Below are 19,417 nucleotides of genomic sequence, written 5' to 3' on the forward strand. Positions count from 1 at the left end.
GGCTTGACGAAAGCACCACGACATCAACACGAAAGTTAACCGACTGCAACACGACAGCACCTTAAAACCAAGGTTGGCCTGATGAAAAGAAATATTCCTGGAAGCGACTATTTCGGTCCAGTCAGGAATTGCGCTGTTGCTTCTCACGGATCAAATCCAGCGCCAGCACCGAACCGATCACTGCTTGGCGTTGCTGCCTTGTGAGGTTCTCGGTCAAGCGCACGGCGTAGGTTGACTTCCCCATCAACGCGTTGCCCATTCCGGACCATTCCCTGGTCACGGTTCCCAGCACTCCCCCGGGACCGGTGATCTGGAAGTCGAAGTCCCAGATGCTGCCCAACAGCTCGAGCTCTTCGCCCAGCATCGAGATGGAGACCTTTGTCTTGAAGAAGGTAATCCTCTTGACCAAGCTGGCCAGCGGGGAACCATTGCCGTCAAGGATTTCGAATCGATCGCGGCCCATGGTCATCGTGTCCTTGACGACGATCACCGGATTATCCGGGCCATCGAAGACAGTAAGTTCGCGAGCCCCAACGAACATGCGCCCCAGCGTGCTTCCGCCGGTATCTACGTGGGCAATTTGCATCCCGGAGGAATCCAGAATCGCGAAGTCGTTCTTCGAGAAGTTCTTCGTCTGCTGGAAGATCAACGTGTCCTGGCTGAAGATCGTCATGGTGCCGATTATGCCACCGATCAGGCGCGGCGGACGAGGTTCGAGCCGGGACACGGAAAGCCGGCCCGCAGGCCGGCTTTCCGCAATGCCATGCCTAGCCTACGCTCCGAAGAACTCGCTAGAGACCTTGGACAGGTACCACGGGTCGTCGACGCCGCACATCTCTCGGGCGGAGTGCATGGACAGCAGCGCCACACCCACGTCAAGGGTGCGGATGCCCAGCCGGGTTGCGGTCAGCGGGCCGATGGTCGAACCGCATGGTACGCGGTTGTTGGATACGAACTCCTGGTAGGGAACTCCAGCGGCCTCGCACCAGTTGGCGAATGCGGCAGCACCGACCGCATCGGTGGCATAGCGCTGGTTGGCGTTGATCTTCAGCAACGGACCGGCATTCAGCTGCGGGCGGTTGGCCGGATCGTGTCGCTCCGGGTAGTTCGGGTGAACCGCGTGGCCGGCATCCGCAGACAGGCATACCGAATTCGACAGCGCACGGGCGGTGTCTTCAACCCCTGCGCCCATGGATGCCTGGATGCGGTTGATCAGTTCTTCCAGGAAGGGGCCGCAGGCGCCCGAGCGCGAGGACGAACCCAGTTCCTCGTGGTCGAAGGCGGCAAGCATGGCAATGCGGTTGCCTGCTGGTTTGCGCGAATGTCCAATCAATGCGATCAGGCCTGCATGCACCGAGGAGAGGTTATCCAGGCGGGAGCCGGCGAAGAAGTTCTTGCCTTCGCCGAAGACCTCGCCGCGCTGTGCTGGTGCGGTCAGGATGTCGTAGCCGGCGACCTGTGCCGGGTCGACACCTGCAGACTTCGCCAGGATCGCCAGGATGTCGGCATCCGCAAGGTCACCGGCGCCGAAGATCGGATTGGTGTGGGTCTGCTTGTCCAATGCCAGGCCCTCATTGACCTGGCGGTCCAGGTGGATGGCCAGCTGCGGAATGCGCAGGATCGGTTCAGTCTGGGCCAGGTGCTCGGATCCATCCTTGAGCACCAGTCGGCCGGCAAGCACCAGTTCGCGGTCCAGCCAGGAGTTCAGCAGCGGTCCGCCGTAGACTTCAACTCCTGCCTGCCACCAGCCGTTGGAGCCAGTGGTCGGCTTCGGCTTGAGCTTGAAGCCCGGCGAGTCGGTGTGGGCACCGAGGATATGGAAACCGCTCGTTGCGGTGGCAGCTTCTGGCTGCACCCACGCGATGATCGCACCGTCGCGGACCACGTAGTAGGAGCCCGGGCCAAGGTTCCACGCCTGCTTCTCGTCCAGCGCCGTGAATCCAACAGCGTCCAGGCGCTTCGCTGCCGAGGCGGCGGCGTGGTAGCTCGATGGCGAGGTTGCGACGTATTCGGCCAGATCTGCAATGTGGGCCATTGCTGCGGCTTGTGCCATGGCTGGTTGCTCACTTCTTTCTGTCAAGAGATGTTTGTCAGACGGTTCTTCAGGTTTTGGTTCCCGCCTGAAAAGTCGAGTTGCCTCCCAGCTTAGTAGCCTGAACCACATTTGCTGGTGTCCGACTGGACCTCCAGCCTTGCTGGCAACCTGAGATATACCCATATCTTTAGCTTGACTTGGGGCCTAGCTCTCGAGGATGCTGAAAGCAGTCCCGGAGACAAGGAAAGCGAGTTCATCATGGCTACAGCCGATCGAACACCAGAACAAAACGAGATTCCAGCAAACTCACCCGAAGGCGAGCTGGAGACTACCTTGCCGATGGATTCCAAGGTCCAGCAGTCCGAACCTGCCGGCACAAACAAGCTTCCAGCCACAAGGCTGGGCCGCATCTGGACCGCCACGATCTTCGGGTTGATCGTGCTGGTCCTGCTGATCATCTTCATTGCCCAGAACCAGGATCAGGTGACGCTGAACTACTTCGCTTATCAGGGACAGGTCAACCTCGGTCTGGCATTATTCTTCGCCGCAATTGGCGGCGCCCTCGTGGTGGCAATCGCCGGGGTGGCCCGCGTGATCCAGCTGCGCGCCACCGCGAAGAAGCGGAGCAAGGACAAAAAGCGCTAGTAAACTTCACGGCCGCCGGGCGAACCCGAATGGGTTTCGCCCGGCGGCCGTTTTGCTACCCAGACGCCGCCTAGTAATCCAGGCCCTGGGATGGAATGACCAGCCCGGTCTCATAGGCGTACACGACCGCTTGGACGCGGTCGCGAAGGTGCAATTTGGTCAGGATGCGCCGCACGTGGGTTTTCACCGTCGCTTCGGACAGGAAGAACCGGTGGGCGATCTCGGCGTTGGACAGCCCCTCGGCGAGCGCACGCAGCACTTCCTGCTCACGCGGGGTGAGGTCATCAAGCAGCGGGTCGTGCGGAGTCTCGGCCGGCTGGCTGCGGTTCCCGGCGCCACCGTTGCGCACATAGGTTTCCAGCAGGCGGGCGGTCACCCGCGGTGCCACGACTGCGTCGCCGGAAGCTACCAGGCGCACCGCTTGGACCAGCTCTTCCGGGGCGACATCCTTGAGCAGGAATGCGCTGGCTCCTGCCTGCAGGCCCGAGAAGGCGTATTCGTCCAGGTCAAAGGTCGTCAGGATGATGATCTTCGTTTCCGGGTAGTCCTTGGCGATGCGTTCGGTGGCTTCCAGGCCATCCATCTTGGGCATGCGCACGTCCATCAGGACCACATCGGGTTTCAGCGCCGCAGTCTGGGCCAAGGCATCGAGACCGTCGACAGCTTCCCCGGCGATGACGATATCCTCCTCGCCTTCGAGGATGAGGCGGAATCCCATGCGCAGCAGGGGTTGGTCATCGACCAGCAGGACCTTGATTTTCTCTTCCACGCTTATTCCTTCACTGCCTTCCGGCTCTTGTTCTGCAAGCTGCATTCGGGCAGCTGCAGGACCGCTTTGACGATCCATCCACCGCTGGCTACTGGTCCGGCATCTACCGTTCCGCCAAAGAGCGCCGCGCGTTCGCGCATGCCGCGCAGACCTCGCCCGCTGCCGACGCTCGGAACTCTCGTTGCATCGCCGTTGTCCATGATTTCCATGCGCAGTTCCCCGCGGCGCTGTTCCAGGCGCACCTGGACATCACTTACGTTACGGGCATAACGCAAGGAATTGGTCAAGGACTCCTGGATGATGCGGAAGACCGTGAGCTGGAAGGTGGTGTCTTCCGGCAGCGGATCACCCGTATGCGCATAGGTGACCGGCAGGCCTGCGGTACGGAATCCTTCGAGCAATTGCTCCACGTTGCCGCCAGTAGGCTGCGGAGCGAGCTCCCCGGATTCTTCTTGGCGCAGCACGCCGAGCATGCGGCGCATATCTGCCAGGGCGGCGCGACCGGTTCCGGAAAGCTCGTTGAGCACTTCATCGGCGCGGGCTTGATCCCGTTTGGCCACCACCCGCGCCCCCTCGGACAGGGCAATCATCACCGACAGCGAATGGGCAACCACGTCATGCATTTCGCGGGCAATGCGGTTGCGCTCTTGCACCTGGGCCAGTACGGAAACCTGCGAAGCCCAGTGATTCAGCTCAGCTTCGTGGATGCGCGCGTTGCGCACGTTCATGCCCACTGCTGCAGCGGCGATGTAGAAGCCGATGATGAAACTGCCCGAGACCGCGATGATGACGCGGGTGAAGATCGTTTCATCGATTCCATCCTGAGGGTCGAATTCCATGCCGGTCATGTCCGGGAAGCCCATCAGGACCATCAGGACGGTTTGGAAGCTTCCGGCCAGGATGGACAGCGGGATGGTCCGCTTCGCCGAATAGCTGGTGGCGACGGTATACAGGGCGATGATCATGCCTACCCCGCCCAGACCGCCCTGCGGTCCAGCAATCACCAGGGCCAGGCACTCGAAGAGGAACACCAGGATGATCACCGTCATCGGCGCCCTGCGCCGGTAGAGCAGGGCGGCGCTGACGGCGAGGGTGACGACCAACAGACCGGTCGCATTGGATTCGGGCATTGCCGCCACCACCAAAACGCCTGGCAACGTGAGCAGCAGGTAGATGACTACCGCACCGATGACCACCAAGCGCGGGTGGGTACGCAAATAGCGGCGTATCCGGCCCATCCGCTTGGCGGCCAGTTCATCGAAGGTAACCACAGTTTCCTGCAGCGTCGGTTGGCTCATGCTTCCAGTCTAGTTTTCTCGGTGACGCTCTGGACTATTTGACGTCCCGCTTGGCCAGCAGGACCGCACCCAGCGCCAGCGGAAGCACAATCCAGCCTGCGACGCCCAGCAGCTGCTGCCAGCTTTCCAAGTCGGTGACGACGCTCGAAGGCGTCGCCAACGCCATGCCCAGCTGGTCGGGGGTGAACTTCGCGATGTGCTGTGCCCAGTCGGTGATGCTGGTCAGGATGGAAAGGATGATCGGCAAGACGAAGAACAGGGCAGCGAGGCTGGTGATGCCTCCAGCCGAATTGCGCAGCATCATCCCGAGCGCCAAACCGATCAGCGCCGCCATGGCCACCGCAAGCGCCCCGTACCAGAGAACCCGCTGGAAGGCGTCGCTGCCGAAATCCAGGTCCATCTGGTAGTTGTCGGCAATCGGCTTGCTGACGGCGAAGGCCAGAAGCGAGCTGACGATCTGGACGGCGGCTGTCACGACGGTGATCAGGATGGTCTTGGCAGCCAGCACGCGCAGGCGCTGCGGGCTGGCGAGGAAGGTACTCACCGCTGAACCGGTGGTGAATTCCCCGCTGAAAAGCAGGACACCGAGCACGCCGAGGATCAATTGGCTGAAGACCAGGCCCGAACCAATGAGCTCGGAGGCGAATCCCGGAGCCGCCAGGTCCTCCATGCCCGGCATCTGCTCCATGCCGCCCATGCTGGCCCGCAGCGATCCGAAGCCCCAAGTGCCGATGGCCGCGATGGCCGCATAGAGCACGATGGCCAGCAGAATCAGGATGCGGGTGGAATTCAGGGAGAAGAAACGGATGGATTCGCTGCGCAGCACGCCGAAGAGGGAGACCTTGCCGCGCGGTGCGGTTGCTAATTTCTCAGACATGTCTTTACTTCCCGCCGCCAGTCTCGGCAACATTACTCGAGTGGTATTCGACGGCATCACGGGTCAATTCCATGTAGGCGTCTTCCAGGGTGCGCTGCAGCGGACGCAGTTCGCTGAGCACCACACCGTATTCCAGTGCGCGACGGCCAATGGTCTGCGAATCGGGACCGGTGACTTCCACGCCATGCTCGTCGATCCGGCGCAGCTGGACGCCGTCGCCGTTCAGCGCGTTCATCAGCACCTCAATGTCTGCTGAACGCACAATTGTCTGGTCAAGGCCGTTATCGATGAATTCACTGATCGGTGCATCGGCCATGATCCGGCCACGGCCAATCACGATCAAGTGATCCGCGGTCTGGGCCATTTCGCTCATCAGGTGGGAGGAAATCAACACGGTTTTGCCTTCGGCAGCCTGCTGGCGGGCCAGATTGCGGACCCACGCCACGCCTTCGGGATCCAGCCCGTTGACCGGCTCATCGAGGATCAGCACCTGCGGATCTCCCAGCAGGGCGGTGGCAATGCCAAGCCGCTGGCCCATGCCCAGCGAGAAGCCGCCGACTTTCTTGCGCTGGACGCTGGACAAGCCGGTCAGTTCCAGCACTTGGTGCACTCGGGAAACCGACAATCCTGCAGTAGCCGCCATGGCCCGCAAATGCGCCAGCGGCGTCAGGGACTTGTGGACCGATTTAGCTTCCAGCAGGGTGCCGACTTCGGTCAGCGGATGCCTGGACTTCTTGAAATCGCGCCCGTTGACCAGCACTTCTCCGCTGGTAGGCGCTGCCAATCCCACGATCATGCGCATGGTGGTGGATTTGCCGGCGCCGTTGGGGCCGAGGAACCCGGTCACCATCCCCGGCTGCACCGTGAACGATGCATTATCGACCACGGTTTTTCCACCGTATTTCTTCGTCAACTGCTGAGCCTGGATCATGCTTCCAGCCTAGAGACTTGGCGTCCAGCTATCACCGCCCGCAATGCTGATTTAGGGCTCACCCGAAAGGGTGAGGGCAGCTGGGCCAATCGTGGGTCCATGCACCATATGGTGCATGGACCCACGACTCCACGCCAGTTAGAGGACGGTCATAGGTAGCTCGTCGTGAGGACGTACATCATTCCTGCGACGGCCAACGCGAAGGGCAGGGCCAGCAAGATCATCAGCTTCTTCTGATCGCGCACGATCGCTGCGCATTCCCTGAGGAAGGCGCTTGGACGGTAGTAGGCCGCCGTCTTCCCGCCGAACGCACGGGCATCCAGGCCGAGCTGGCGTGAGGCCATCGCGGCACGCAGTGCGTGATAGTCGCTAGTGACCAGCCACAGCTGGCCTTCCGGACGGTGGGCGCGAACCAGGGCATCGGAATACCGGAGGTTCTCGATGGTGTCCCTGGCCCGGTCTTCCACCAGGATCTGCTCATCGGCGATGCCCTGTTCGCGCAGGTAGCGGCCCATGCTCACGCCTTCGGGCTCGATCTCATCACGGCCCTGGCCACCGGTAGGAACCATCAACGGGCGGGGATCCGCCTGCCGCTCATGCAGTTCGATGCCTTTGTCCAGTCGGCCGCGCAGCAGCGGGGTGACCTTGCCATCGATGGTGCGGGCGCCGAGCACCACCACGGCCGCGCCCTTGCCCTTGGCAGGAAATTTGGCGTGCACCCAGGCGTACAGCAGCAGCATGGTGAACAGGCTCGCGGTGAAGACTGATGCCATGAACAGGACGAAAGCGAGCGAATAGGTCCACCATGACTGGATCCGGATCAGCAGCACCGCAATGATCGGCAGGATGAAGACCGCGAGCCCGGCCGCCAAGGACAGCAGGTTCGCGGGCTTGGCACCTTCGCGCCGGCACATCATGATCCCGTTGTGGATCAGGGCCGCGCCGAAGACCACGACCATCAGCGGGGCCAGCACCAGGACGATGGAGAACAGGAGCCCGAATCCGGGAAGCACGCTGGAGAGCAGGCCAGCCGCCGCCGAAATGCTGAAGAGCACCAGCGGCAAGAGCAGGACGGCGAGTCCCAGGCGGCGCGGGTCCTTGCGGTACTGCCAGATGAACAGCCACCAGAGCACTGCCAGGAAAACCACCCCGGGGAGTTGCTCGAATGCCGCGTCCATCATCTGTCAGTTCTCCGCTTTCCAGTTCTCGATTCCGTATTCGCGCTTGAGCATCGATTGCGCTCCGAGGAATCCGCCCATGCCGTGCACCGACGGGCCAGGGGGCGCGGCCGAGGAGACCAGGTACAGGCCCTTGGATTGCAGGTACCACGGGTCCGGGGAGATCCGCGGCCGCTTGATGCTGCCCAGCAGATCCATGGTTCCCCCTGAAAGATCGCCACCGACCAGCGCAGAGTTCTGCGCTTCCAGGTCCTTCGCGGTCACCACATGCGATTCGATGATGGTCTCGGCGAATCCCGGGGCTGCCTGTTCGATCATGTCCTTCAGTTCACGGCTCATGTCTACCGGGGAATCCAGCGGCACATGGCAGTACGCCCAGATCACGTGCTGGCCCTGCGGCGCCCGCGAGCCATCGAATTGCGAGGGCTGGGCCACGATCATGAACGGCTTCGCCGCTCCCCTGCGCACCGCGGTGCGCTCGGCCTTCCCGACCTGCACGGCGGTGCCGCCCAGGTGCACGGTGCCGGCCTGGGCCAGCGTCGGATCGCGCCACGGAATCGGTTCCGAAAGCACGTAGTGCACCAGGCAGCTTCCCGGCGAGCGCCGCGTGCCGGCCAAGGCCTGCGCGAGCCGTTCGGGCAGGTTCCCGGCTGACAGCTTGGCAGCGCTTTCGGCGGAGGTATCGAACAGGATGTTGCGTGCAGAAAGCTCATCGACATGCTCGACGCGGGTTCCGGTGAGGATTTTCGCCCCGTGATCCATTGCCTCTGCGGCCAGCGCATCGCTGATGGCTTGGGAGCCGCCGCGCGGGATCGCCCACCCCTTGGCGTGCGCCGCCGCCGCCAGGAACAGCCCTGCCCCGGCATTGGCCGGCCCGCGCGAACCGCCGGCGACATGGGCCGCGCAGCCTGCATAGAGCGCTGCGGCACGCTCGAATTTCCCGGAGAAGAGGTCCTTCACGGCCATGCCGGCCACCGTGCTGACGGCGAAGGTTGCCAATGCCGCCGGATGCGAGGGCACCTTGAACAGCGGGTTGAGCAGGGTGTTGCTGACTGCGTCGATCTGCTTTACCAGCGGCCCCAGCAGCCGGGTGTACATCTGGCCATCCGCACCGCCAAGTTCCTGCCCGGTGCGTTCCAAATCCCTGTACGCGTAGGCGGGCCGCCGATCCAGCACATGGGCAAAGGACAGCTCCGGGACGATGAAGTCCACCCGGTCATGGACACCGAGTTCATGCATCGCCTGGGATTGCATGGCCATCGGATGCACGGCGCTGCCCAGATCGAATTTCGCCGCCGAGCCATTCAGCGGCTGCGTTCTGGCGGCCCCGCCGATGGTGCCGTTGGCTTCATAGACCGTGACGCTCAATCCGGCCCGGGCGGCAACTGCCGCGGCCGCCAGCCCGTTGGGGCCGGCACCGACTACTGCAACATCGCTCATGGCTTCTTGCCCACCGCTTCTTTCTCCGGCTTGGCCTGGGGCAGCAGCCCGCGCAGGGTCCAGCGGTCTTCCAGTCCGGCAAACGGACCGGCCAGCGGATCGTCCTGTCCCACGGCGCGCACCGGGTCGTGGCGCGGATCGAGCATCGAACGCGCCACCAGGAACATCAGGTATCCGAGCATCACCATATGGGCCAGCACCAGTACCGCATAGCCGGTCTCCGGGAAGGCCTTCTGCACTTCTTCGGCCGAGAGGGAATCGAGGTAGTACCAGACCCCGTAGAAGTGGGCGATTTCCACCAGCATCCAGATCACGAACTCGCGCCAGCGCGGCAGGGCCAGTGCGAACAGCGGAATCAGCCAGACGACGAACTGCGGCGAATACACCTTGTTGACCATGACAAAGGAGGCGATGATCAAGAAAGCCATGGAAGCCAGGCGCGGGGTGCGCTTGGCCGCCAGCCCCAGCACCGCCACGCCCGCGCAGCACAGGAAGAAGAGGATCAGCCCGTAGCGGGAAATCTGCTCCGCTTCGAAGAGCGGCACCCCTTCACGGTTATCGGCGATGACATTCCACGCGTGCCAGAAGCTGGAGAAGCCTGCCCCGCGTTCGGAGGAGAAATTGAAGAAGTGCATGAACGAGTCGGGGAACGCCAGCGCATAGGGAAGATTCACCAGCACCCAGGTCGCCGCGGCGGTTCCGCCCGTCACCCAGAAGGTCTTGAGCTTGCCGGTGCGGATGGCCAGCACCAGCACCGCGCCGAGGACGAAGAACGGATAGATCTTCATCGCCGCACCGAGGCCGATCAGCACCCCCGCCAGCACCGTATGCTTCCGGGCGAAGGCCAGCATGCCCAGGGCCAGCAAGGCCACAGCCCACATGTCCCAGTTGATGCTGCCGGCCAGGATGATGCCCGGGGCGATCGCCACCATGGCGGCATCCCACGGACGGCGCCCGGTCATCCGCAGGGTGGCGACCACGGTTGCCATCCACAGGATCGCGACGAGCAGCAGGTTGATGTCGAAGTACAGCAGCGAACGGTTCTCGATCCCCGTGGGGATGATCGAGGCGACTGCCGAGGCCACCGTGCTCATCAGCACCGGGTACTCGAACTCGGCGGCGGCGCTGAACGGCGCCCAGGGGTTCTCGGCGAAGCCGCGGGCGGAGAACAGCGGAACCCAGTCGCTGTAGCACGCATAGACATAGGGATTGTTGCCGGTCCACCCGTTGACCCGGCACGGGTTCTTGGCAAGGAGCATCAGCAGCGCGCCCACGGTGGTCATCAGGATGATGACCCGTTCCACGCTGAAGAACCCGGGATCGACTCGGCCCGGGTCGCTGTGCCGTCCTAGCGGGCCGCCGATCATTGCGGTGAATTGCCGGAGGAACCCGTCAGCGCGTGAAGGCACGGTAATGCGCAGCGGGCCACGCGTGGGCTGTGACTGGTTAGGCTCGTGCATACCATCCAGCCTAGATGTTCTGTGCCCCAGCACCAGCGTGCACACTCTGATTTCATCAGCCGCTTTGATCTTCTACGCGAAGCGCAGTGCGTTTCCCGCCCCTCCCGCAAGCTGCCCCCGGAGACGTAAAACGCTTGCTGACCTCGCATTCAGCAAACAGACAGGTGATTACACCGGCACTTCACCGTGCGTTAACCCAGATACCCCTTCCCGGTTAACTTGTGCCCATAGCGTCTTATTCGTGAGCAAAACCAACCAGCCAAACGCCATGGCGATCATCCCCGCCCGGGGAGGATCCAAGGGCATCCGGCTTAAGAACCTGCGCGAGGTCGGCGGCAAATCTCTGCTCGGCCGCGCAATCGAATCGGCCAGATCCGCGGCGGCAGTCAGCGACGTCGTGGTGAGCACCGACCATGAGCAGATCAAGGCCGAAGCGCTCCGCTACGGGGCGCGGGTCATCGATCGACCGGCAGATATCGCCGGCGACACGGCCAGCAGCGAGTCAGTTCTGCTCCACGCACTGGCGAATGCGGAATCCCAGCCAGAGATCACCGTGTTCATCCAGTGCACCAGCCCGTTCATCGACCCGGAGGACCTGGACGCGGCCATCGCGGCAGTGGCCTCGCAACGCGCCGACGTCAGCTTCGCGGCTGTTGCGGACCACGGTTTCCATTGGGGACTGGATCCGCAGGGCGAAGCGGTCGCCGTGGGGCACGACAAGCTGCACCGTCCGCGCCGCCAGGATCGCGAACCGCGCTTCCGTGAGACCGGGGCCTTCTACGTGATGGATACCCGCGGATTCCTCGAAGCCGGCCACCGCTTCTTCGGAAAGGTCCGGGTCCATGAGGTTCCAGCAGAGCACGGCATCGACGTCGATACCGAAGCAGACCTGATGCTCGCCGGGCTGGCCGTTCCGGCCAACCGGGAACCGATCGAAGTCGACGCGGTCATCACGGATTTCGACGGGGTGCACACCCCGGACACCGCATATGTCGATGAGCACGGAACCGAAACCGTGCGCGTCTCCCGCTCCGATGGAATGGGAGTGGCCCGGCTGCGGGCCGCCGGAGTGAAGTTCCTGATTCTCTCCAAGGAAACCAATCCTGTTGTCGCCGCCCGCGCCGCCAAGCTGAAGGTGGAAGTGGCCCACGGCATCGAGAACAAGGCCGAATACCTGGCCCGCTGGCTGGCTGATGAATCCATCAACCCTGCCCGCGTCGCCTACGTCGGCAACGACATCAATGATCTGGGCGCGATGGCACTGGTCGGCTGGCCGATCACCGTAGCCGATGCCCACCACGACGTGCACCTGGCAGCACGGCACACACTGACCCGCAAGGGCGGGGACGGAGCGGTACGGGAACTGGCCGAACTGGTTCTCGCCGCACGCACCGCCACCAAGAGTTCTCCAAGTTTCACCCACTGAAAGGCAATACCCATGACCTCCATGACTACCGACATCAAGCCAGTTGCCATCGGCGACGTCCAGGTTGGCGCAGGCCAGCAGGTCTACGTCATCGGCGAGATCGGCATCAACCACAACGGCGACATCGAGATCGCCAAGCAGCTGATCGACATCTCGGCCGAGGCCGGCGCCAACGCGGTTAAGTTCCAGAAGCGCACCCCGGACATCTCCACCCCGATGGACATGCGCGACAAGATCCGCTCCACCCCATGGGGCGACATGACCTACCTGGACTACCGCTACCGCGTCGAGTTCGACCAGGCCCAGTACAAGGAGCTCATCTCCTACGCCGCATCCAAGGGCCTGCACGCCTTCGCTTCGCCATGGGACGTTCCCTCGGTCGAGTTCATGGAAGAGCAGGGTGCAGTCACCCACAAGGTAGCTTCCGCATCGGTCACCGACATCGAGCTGCTCAAGGCGCTGGCGGAAACCGGCAAGCCGATCATCCTGTCCACCGGCATGTCCACCATCGAGCAGATCGACAAAGCAGTGGAGACCCTGGGCACCAGCAAGCTGGTCATGATGCACGCGACCTCCACCTACCCGCTGCCTGCCGAAGAGGCCAACCTGCGCATGATCGAGACCCTGCGCGACCGCTACCAGGTCCCAGTGGGCTACTCGGGCCACGAGCGCGGCCTGCAGATCTCGCTGGCAGCTGTCGCCCTGGGCGCAGTGACCGTCGAGCGCCACATCACCCTGGACCGCACCATGTGGGGTTCGGACCAGGCTTCGTCGCTGGAGCCAAAGGGCTTCGAGTCGCTGATCCGCGACATCCGCATCCTGGAACAGGCCATGGGCGACGGCGTGAAGAAGGTCTTCCCAGGCGAACTGGCTCCGCTCTCGCGCCTGCGCCGCGTCGACGCCTAAGCACGCCAGCGTATCCGGCGGTTGGACTCACCGACGGGTCCAACCGCCGTTTATTTTTGTCTGCATGAGGAAGGCCTTGAAGCACAAATGAGTTTGATCTCCGGGCGCATTTCAGTGGTGATCCCCGCCTATAACCAAGAAGCGTACATTTGCGATGCCCTCTCATCCCTGGTCCGGCAGAAGCTGGGACGCTGGGAGCTGGAAGTGCTCGTAGTTGATGACGCTTCCGATGACCAGACTGCCGATCTGGTGCGCGGCTACCAAGACCAGCTGCCTGGCCTGAAGCTGATCTCGCTGCCGGAGAATTCAGGGGTTTCCGCCGCCCGCAACGCCGGGCTGGAACAGGTCACCGGCGAATACTTCACCTTCCTCGACCCCGACGACTGGTACTCCCCCGAGCATTTGGAAGCCCTGGCGGAATCCTTGACCGAACTGCATGTGGACTTCGTGCGCTGCGACCATGTGCGCGTCACCGGCACCAACCGGGTCATCCACCGCGCCCCGCAGGCCCTGCGCGGCATGCCGCTGAACCCGGCCGACGACATCGAGCCGATCGATTCCCCGTCCATGGTGGACTACGCCTTCGTGTGGGCAGGCATGTACCGCACCGAGCTGATGCGCACCCGCGAGCTGATGTACTTCGACGCACAGCTGCACAGCGCCGAAGACCGGCTGTGGCTGTGGAAGCTGCACCTGAATACCGAGCGCTACTCCGTCGTCTCCTCCCCCGGGGTGTTCTACCGCCGCGGCCTGCCCGGTTCGCTGACCCAGGTCTTCGACCATCGCCAGCTCGGCTTCATCCCCGCCTACTCGCAGATCCTCACCGAGGTGCGCCTGCACCCGGATGCGGATCGCCACCTGCCCAAGGCGATGCGCCAGTTCTTCGCCATCGTGTGCCATCACGAGAAGCGCGCGAAGAACTACCCGCCAGAAGTCCGCCTGGAGATGAAGCAGAAGCTGCGCCAGATATTCACCACCGTTGACGCGCCAATGGCCCGCCAGGTCGCCCTCGAGATGGATGTTGCGCGCCGCCGCCATATCCTCTCCTTCCTCCAGCCAGGTCAGATCGGGGCCGCCAAGTGATCGCACTGATTGAAGCCAGCAGCTACTTCCAGCTTGCTTCTCTGGCCGCGATGGCCGATGCAGGACTGCTCCCCGAAGCAGATGAACGCATTCTCGTCCTGGCCAACGGCTCGCAGGTTCCGGAACTGACCACCCCGCTGGATGAGGTTCCGGGCTTTGAGCAACTGGCCGCCCGCTTTGACCGGGTGGTGGATTTCGCCGCGCTGACCGCACCGCGCCGCCCGGCGCAGTTCAACCCGCGCGAGGACGAACTGCTGATTTTCGAGCGCCTGCTGCGCAGCGCCTGGGATCTGGGCCATGAACCGCTGACCTTGGTGCTGGAATCCATCCAGGTCAACCCCGCCCGCGCCCTGGCGCGCATCTTCTTCGACGCACAGCTGTGGATCCATTCCGACGGCCTGATGTCCTATGGACCCACCCGCAACCGGTTGCCCATGCCGTTGCGCCAGCGGGTCATCGGCACCATCCACGTGGATCTGGTTCCCGGGCTGCAGCCGCATCTGCTCGCAGAGCTCGAGCCGCGGCGTGAAGTCCTGGAGGCCGGCGGGCTGGCTGGCATCTTTGGCGAATTGGCCCAGGGCGCCGAATTCGACCTGCCCGCCGGTGGCGCGCTCGTCCTCGGGCAGTATCTGGGTTCTCTGGGACTGATGGACGCCGAGGAAGAATTCGAGCTGCACCTCGAGATGCTCAACGAGGTGGCCCGCCGGGAGCTTTCCACCGTCCTGTTCAAGGCGCACCCGTCGGCCAGCGCCACCTCGGCGGCCCGCTTGGCCGCGGCCGCCAAGCACATGGGCCTGGATTTCCGGCTGGTCGCCACCGATCATCTGGCGGAGACCGTGATCGCTGCGGTGAACCCAGCCGTGGTGATCTCCTGCTTCTCCACCGGCCTGGCCACCGCAAAGTACATCCTGGGCACGGAAGTCCATGCCGTGGGCACCGGCAGGATGCTGCAGGCGCTGGCTCCGTACGAGAACTCCAACCGCATCCCGCTGTCCATCATCCACGCACTGTTCGTCCAGGACCTGCCGGTTCCGGCGCACGCTGGCGATGACGACCGGCTCACCGAACTGCTGATCGCCGTGGCCTACTGCATGCAGGCCGCCCAGCTGCCGCACCTGCGCGAGCAGGCCGAGTCCTTCCTGACCGCGCACTACCCTGAGTTCTCGGCCCACTTCAAGCGCCGCCGCATCACCAAGCTGGACCTGCCTCCGCACTGGGCGCACATCAGCTCACGCCGCTCGCTGCCCTCGAAGGTCCGCGGGGCCTCGCGCCGAGTGCTGCGCCATGGTTCCAAGCAGTTCGAAACGCTTTCCAAGTCCCTGAACCGACTGGCAAAATGACACTCACGATGATGAAATTGACTCAAAATGACACCCACGAGGTGCCGCGCCCCCGTTTCGGCACGGCGCACGTGTGGGTCGAGTCGCCCCTGCAGCTGCTCTCCGCAGTGGAAACGCATGCCGCGGGTCTGCTGGGCACCGACATCCGGATCATTCCGCGCCAGGGAATGCCGCTGGAGGCCACGACCCAGGCCATGCTGGATCATGCCCCCGATGGGGTTCATTTCGAACCGGCGGCGCGCAAGCCTCCGCAGCCCAAAGGCGCTGCCGACCGATATGTCACCGGGGATGCCTATTCGGGCAAGATCCAGCGCACGCTCCTTGCAGGCGTGCGGGCCAAGGAAATCGTGATCATCGATGACGGCATGGCGACGCTGGCCCTGATCAAGCAGCTGATCTCCGACGAGCCCACCCCGTTGGTGCGCGCCCGGACGAAGAATTCGGCGGCCCGCATCGCCATGGGGCTGGCGACCTGGCATCGTTTGCGCCAGCTTGCCCGCGAGGATCGCCTGCTGATTGTCTCGGCGCTGTTCGTCGACCTGGAATCCCGCCAGAAGATGGCTGATCTGGGGATCAAGTTCGCGCAGCACAAGTTCGAGTGGCTTGCTACCCAGCCGGTGGCCGAGCGGTTCACCGAACCTACCCTGCTGATCGGTTCGGCCATGGTCGCCGATGGGCTGATCCATGAGCAGCCGTACTTGCGCTGGATCGAAGGGATCGCATCCGAGAGTCCGGTCGCCTACTTCCCGCATCGCCGTGAGACGCCGGAATTGCTGGCGAAGATCTCCAAGATTGACCAGGTCGTGCTCAAGGAGCACACAGTTCCCATCGAAATGCGTTTGCGCGCCCTGCGGCCGGGCCAGGAGATCCGGGCCCTGCCGTCCACGGTGATTCCGTCCCTACGCTTGCTGCTGGGTCCCGATGCCCGCTTGCTGTATCCGCAAGCCGTGCTTGACAGCTGGTGGACCCCTGGTACTCCCCTCGAGTTGCGTGAGCACCTATCCAGTTCGTTGAAGGTGTGAAGCAGCTGATGAAGCCATCAATTCTTGCCATTGCAGATTCCGATTCCTACCTGAAGCTCGCGACAAGTTTCCTGACCCGCCTGGGCCCCGCATGGGATCGCAAGGTGTATTTGGCGCGGACCCCGGTGATGCCGACAGCCGAGCAGATCGCAGCCGCCTTCGAAGGCACGGATCTGGACCCCGATGCCCTGCAGGTAATCTCGGTATCCCAGCTGGAGGCCGACACAGTGCACGAGGATATTGTCTTCGCGTCGGCGACCGGTCCGGTCGTTGCCGAAATCTATTCCCGCATCCTGCGCACCGAGCCGGTTGACGGCCGCTGCACTGCACTGATTTCAGCCTTGCCCGGCGTCGCCTTCCCCGCCACGCAGAAGGGATGGAACTATCGCCGGGCCGGCGATGCGTTCATCTGCCATTCGCATGCCGAGGCCCGTGATTTCTCGTTCATGATCGAAGGACAGGAAGGGCATCAGCCGACCATCATGGTCAGCAAGCTGCCCTTCTTGCGCTCGACGGGTTTCCCGCCGGAGCAAAAGCAAGTCGTCGAACGGCTGGTGTTCGCACCTCAGGCGAAGGTTCCGGCCCAGGAGCACGAACGTGAGTCGATCCTGCTGGCGCTCGAGCAGGCCAGCAGGATGAATCCCGAACTTGAGGTCCTCATCAAGCTCCGTGCCAAGGCCGGGGAGCCGCAGACGCATCTCGAGGCGTTCCCCTATGACTTGCTGTTCGAGAAGCTGCAGGCTGAACAGCGGATCGGCGCGGATTCGCGGCTGCGCTTCGATACAGGATCGATGAGCGAGGCGTTGACCGATGGCAGCGCCCTGATGACGGTCTCTTCGACGGCCGCCCTGGAATCCCTTGATCGCGGATTGCCCACGCTGATCCTCTCCGACTTCGGTGTCAGCGCGCAGATGATCAACACGGTCTTCGTGGCCTCCGGAGTGATTGGCACCCTGGATGATGTCATCGGCTTGAGCTTCGGGGAGCCGACCAAAGCCTGGCTGCGGGAAAACTACTTCCACCGGGTCGACCACAGCTTCGCCCAATCCCTCGGGATCCTCGCGCATCGGGCTCGAGCCGGCAAGCTGCTCACAGATCCAGAAATACTGGCGCATATTCGACGCCAGCCTTTACGCCATCGGCTCCGCACCACGTTGCCTGCCCCGCTGGTCCGGGTTTTGCTCAAGTTACGCCATCATTACCGACAATTCCGCAGGAATGGGGCCAACTCTTTGTCATGAGCTAATGGCATTTTGCTCATGAATACCAGTTCATACCTGCAAACATAGGTCATCTCAGTATCATTCTAAATTTTGGTCATGTACCGATTCTTGGTATTCCTATGCTGCGATAACCCCGCTGGCCGTCGACGGCACTGGCCCTGGAACGCCTGTTCAAGAGTTATTCGGTGATACAGGGCACGATTGGGAATGTTTACGAGCCATTAAGACTTAAGATCAATATGGGGCAATTTGCGCGATGCGCTTCTGCGCGCCCAATTGCCCAAAGGTTTTATACATTTCAATAAGGAGTTCATGTGTCGGCGAACCCGATTCGCGTTGCCATCGTAGGCGTAGGCAACTGCGCCACTTCCCTTATCCAAGGTGTTGAGTACTACCGAAATGCCGATGCAGATTCCACCGTTCCTGGTCTCATGCACGTGCAGTTCGGCCAGTACCACGTTGGCGACGTCCAGTTCGTTGCCGCCTACGACGTCGACGCCAAGAAGGTCGGCCTCGACCTCTCGGAAGCCATCCTGGCCAGCGAGAACAACACCATCAAGATTGCCGACGTTCCAACCACCGGCGTGACCGTCCAGCGCGGCCACACCCTTGACGGCCTCGGTAAGTACTACCGCGAGACCATCGAAGAGTCCGCAGCCGAGCCAGTCGACGTGGTGCAGTCCCTGAAGGACAACCAGGTCGACGTCCTGGTTTGCTACCTGCCGGTGGGTTCCGAGCAGGCCGCCAAGTTCTACGCGCAGTGCGCCATCGATGCCGGCGTTGCCTTCGTAAACGCACTTCCAGTATTCATCGCCGGCACCCCGGAGTGGGCGCAGAAGTTCACCGACGCCGGTGTGCCAATCGTTGGCGACGACATCAAGAGCCAGATCGGCGCAACCATCACCCACCGCGTGATGGCCAAGCTGTTCGAAGACCGCGGCGTGGTCCTGGACCGCACCTACCAGCTGAATGTTGGCGGCAACATGGACTTCAAGAACATGCTCGAGCGCGATCGCCTGGAATCCAAGAAGATTTCCAAGACCCAGGCAGTCACCTCGAACACCTCCGCCGCCCTGGGCGACGACGATGTCCACATTGGCCCGAGCGACTACGTTTCCTGGCTTGACGACCGCAAGTGGGCGTTCGTCCGCCTCGAGGGCCGCAACTTCGGCGATGCTCCGGTGAACCTGGAATACAAGCTAGAAGTTTGGGACTCGCCAAACTCGGCCGGCGTGATCATCGACGCCGTTCGCGCGGCGAAGATCGCCCTGGACCGCGGCATCGGCGGCCCGATCCTGTCCGCCTCGAGCTACTTCATGAAGTCGCCACCAGAGCAGTACGACGATGAGACCGCACGCAACAAGGTGGAAGCCTTCATCAGCGGCGAAATCGAACGCTAATCTTCCGCTGTGGCGGAAAAGCAATGGCCAGGACTGATGTCCTGGCCATTGCTGTATTCAAAAGTTCTTTGGATGCGGAGAAGCCCGCCGGCTTGCAGGCCGGCGGGCCTCTGGGCGATGCATTGCGAGTTCATCATTGGTACCTCGGATTCTGGTTAGCTGGCAACGGTAATGGCGTTGCCGGGCCTAGCGAATTCGCAGGTACATTTCTGGTGGCACATGGTTCTTCAGCTCGCGCTGACGCATGCGACGATTGAACTCGGTGCTGTCAAGGTTGGTGAACTTGCGCTTGTCTTGACGCTTTTTCATTTGCTGTCCCTCCCTTCGGTCAAAGTCGAAGGGGAGGGAAGATCTTGTCGCGTGGTTGAAATTGCGCGAGCTTTC

18 protein-coding genes are annotated in these 19,417 nt (G+C 62.7%); 8 read left to right on the top strand and 10 right to left on the bottom strand.

Annotation, left to right across the window (positions count from 1 at the left end; genetic code table 11):
* Positions 1–121: 121 nt before the first annotated feature.
* Both ACLQ8T_RS16225 and ACLQ8T_RS16230 read right to left on the bottom strand, forming a co-directional pair.
* Positions 122–673, bottom strand: coding sequence for an LURP-one-related/scramblase family protein (locus ACLQ8T_RS16225; RefSeq protein ID WP_413455298.1), 552 nt, complete (start codon positions 671–673; stop codon positions 122–124).
* A gap of 99 nt (positions 674–772) precedes the next feature.
* Positions 773–2,053, bottom strand: a complete 1,281-nt coding sequence (locus tag ACLQ8T_RS16230) for a M18 family aminopeptidase (protein ID WP_204719727.1) — start codon at positions 2,051–2,053, stop codon at positions 773–775.
* Positions 2,054–2,293: 240 nt separating this feature from the next.
* Here ACLQ8T_RS16230 and ACLQ8T_RS16235 point away from each other — a divergent pair, with 240 nt between their 5' ends.
* A complete protein-coding gene (locus tag ACLQ8T_RS16235; protein WP_413455299.1) occupies positions 2,294–2,680 on the top strand; it encodes a LapA family protein in 387 nt (128 codons plus the stop codon).
* A 70-nt stretch (positions 2,681–2,750) separates the two neighbouring features.
* Here the strand turns inward: ACLQ8T_RS16235 and ACLQ8T_RS16240 are convergent, their stop codons facing one another.
* The 7 genes from ACLQ8T_RS16240 to ACLQ8T_RS16270 form a co-directional block, all read right to left on the bottom strand.
* Positions 2,751–3,494 carry a response regulator gene (locus ACLQ8T_RS16240; protein WP_204719731.1) on the bottom strand — a complete coding sequence of 248 codons (744 nt, stop codon included), beginning with the start codon at positions 3,492–3,494 and terminating at the stop codon, positions 2,751–2,753.
* Complete coding sequence (locus ACLQ8T_RS16245) at positions 3,452–4,747, bottom strand: sensor histidine kinase (protein WP_413455300.1); 1,296 nt, start codon at positions 4,745–4,747, stop codon at positions 3,452–3,454. Before ACLQ8T_RS16245 ends, ACLQ8T_RS16240 begins: the two co-directional genes overlap by 43 nt.
* 34 nt (positions 4,748–4,781) lie before the next feature.
* Positions 4,782–5,624 carry an ABC transporter permease gene (locus tag ACLQ8T_RS16250; RefSeq protein WP_413455301.1) on the bottom strand — a complete coding sequence of 281 codons (843 nt, stop codon included), beginning with the start codon at positions 5,622–5,624 and terminating at the stop codon, positions 4,782–4,784.
* Between the two features lie 4 nt (positions 5,625–5,628).
* Positions 5,629–6,555: an ABC transporter ATP-binding protein gene (locus tag ACLQ8T_RS16255; RefSeq protein WP_413455302.1), complete on the bottom strand. Its 927-nt coding sequence runs from the start codon at positions 6,553–6,555 to the stop codon at positions 5,629–5,631.
* Between the two features lie 149 nt (positions 6,556–6,704).
* Entirely contained in the window at positions 6,705–7,736 is a 1,032-nt protein-coding gene (locus ACLQ8T_RS16260) for a YdcF family protein (protein WP_413455303.1), read from the bottom strand.
* Between the two features lie 3 nt (positions 7,737–7,739).
* The gene (locus ACLQ8T_RS16265; protein WP_413455304.1) at positions 7,740–9,173 is read right to left on the bottom strand and encodes a phytoene desaturase family protein; all 1,434 of its coding nucleotides are present in this window, start codon (positions 9,171–9,173) and stop codon (positions 7,740–7,742) included.
* Entirely contained in the window at positions 9,170–10,633 is a 1,464-nt protein-coding gene (locus ACLQ8T_RS16270) for a glycosyltransferase family 87 protein (protein WP_413455305.1), read from the bottom strand. Before ACLQ8T_RS16270 ends, ACLQ8T_RS16265 begins: the two co-directional genes overlap by 4 nt.
* 241 nt (positions 10,634–10,874) lie before the next feature.
* Between ACLQ8T_RS16270 and ACLQ8T_RS16275 the strand changes: the two genes are divergently transcribed.
* From ACLQ8T_RS16275 to ACLQ8T_RS16305, 7 genes are all read left to right on the top strand, one after another.
* Entirely contained in the window at positions 10,875–12,059 is a 1,185-nt protein-coding gene (locus ACLQ8T_RS16275) for a cytidylyltransferase domain-containing protein (RefSeq protein WP_413455306.1), read from the top strand.
* 12 nt (positions 12,060–12,071) lie between these two features.
* The gene (locus ACLQ8T_RS16280) at positions 12,072–12,965 is read left to right on the top strand and encodes an N-acetylneuraminate synthase family protein (RefSeq protein WP_128470879.1); all 894 of its coding nucleotides are present in this window, start codon (positions 12,072–12,074) and stop codon (positions 12,963–12,965) included.
* An 87-nt stretch (positions 12,966–13,052) separates the two neighbouring features.
* Positions 13,053–14,048, top strand: coding sequence for a glycosyltransferase family 2 protein (locus tag ACLQ8T_RS16285; RefSeq protein ID WP_413455307.1), 996 nt, complete (start codon positions 13,053–13,055; stop codon positions 14,046–14,048).
* On the top strand, positions 14,045–15,388 hold the full coding sequence (locus ACLQ8T_RS16290) for a polysialyltransferase family glycosyltransferase (protein ID WP_413455308.1): 1,344 nt from the start codon (positions 14,045–14,047) through the stop codon (positions 15,386–15,388). The genes ACLQ8T_RS16285 and ACLQ8T_RS16290 overlap by 4 nt, the downstream gene beginning before the upstream one ends.
* A gap of 8 nt (positions 15,389–15,396) precedes the next feature.
* Positions 15,397–16,410, top strand: a complete 1,014-nt coding sequence (locus ACLQ8T_RS16295) for a hypothetical protein (protein ID WP_413455309.1) — start codon at positions 15,397–15,399, stop codon at positions 16,408–16,410.
* An 8-nt stretch (positions 16,411–16,418) separates the two neighbouring features.
* Entirely contained in the window at positions 16,419–17,651 is a 1,233-nt protein-coding gene (locus ACLQ8T_RS16300; protein ID WP_413455310.1) for a DUF6716 putative glycosyltransferase, read from the top strand.
* Positions 17,652–17,947: 296 nt separating this feature from the next.
* The gene (locus ACLQ8T_RS16305; protein ID WP_204719751.1) at positions 17,948–19,033 is read left to right on the top strand and encodes an inositol-3-phosphate synthase; all 1,086 of its coding nucleotides are present in this window, start codon (positions 17,948–17,950) and stop codon (positions 19,031–19,033) included.
* A 186-nt stretch (positions 19,034–19,219) separates the two neighbouring features.
* Here ACLQ8T_RS16305 and ACLQ8T_RS16310 read toward each other — a convergent pair whose 3' ends face one another.
* Positions 19,220–19,342: a hypothetical protein gene (locus ACLQ8T_RS16310; RefSeq protein WP_255209577.1), complete on the bottom strand. Its 123-nt coding sequence runs from the start codon at positions 19,340–19,342 to the stop codon at positions 19,220–19,222.
* Between the last annotated feature and the right edge of the window lie 75 nt (positions 19,343–19,417).

This window comes from Glutamicibacter sp. FR1 (genome assembly GCF_047300825.1).
GTDB classification, from domain to species: domain Bacteria; phylum Actinomycetota; class Actinomycetes; order Actinomycetales; family Micrococcaceae; genus Glutamicibacter; species Glutamicibacter nicotianae.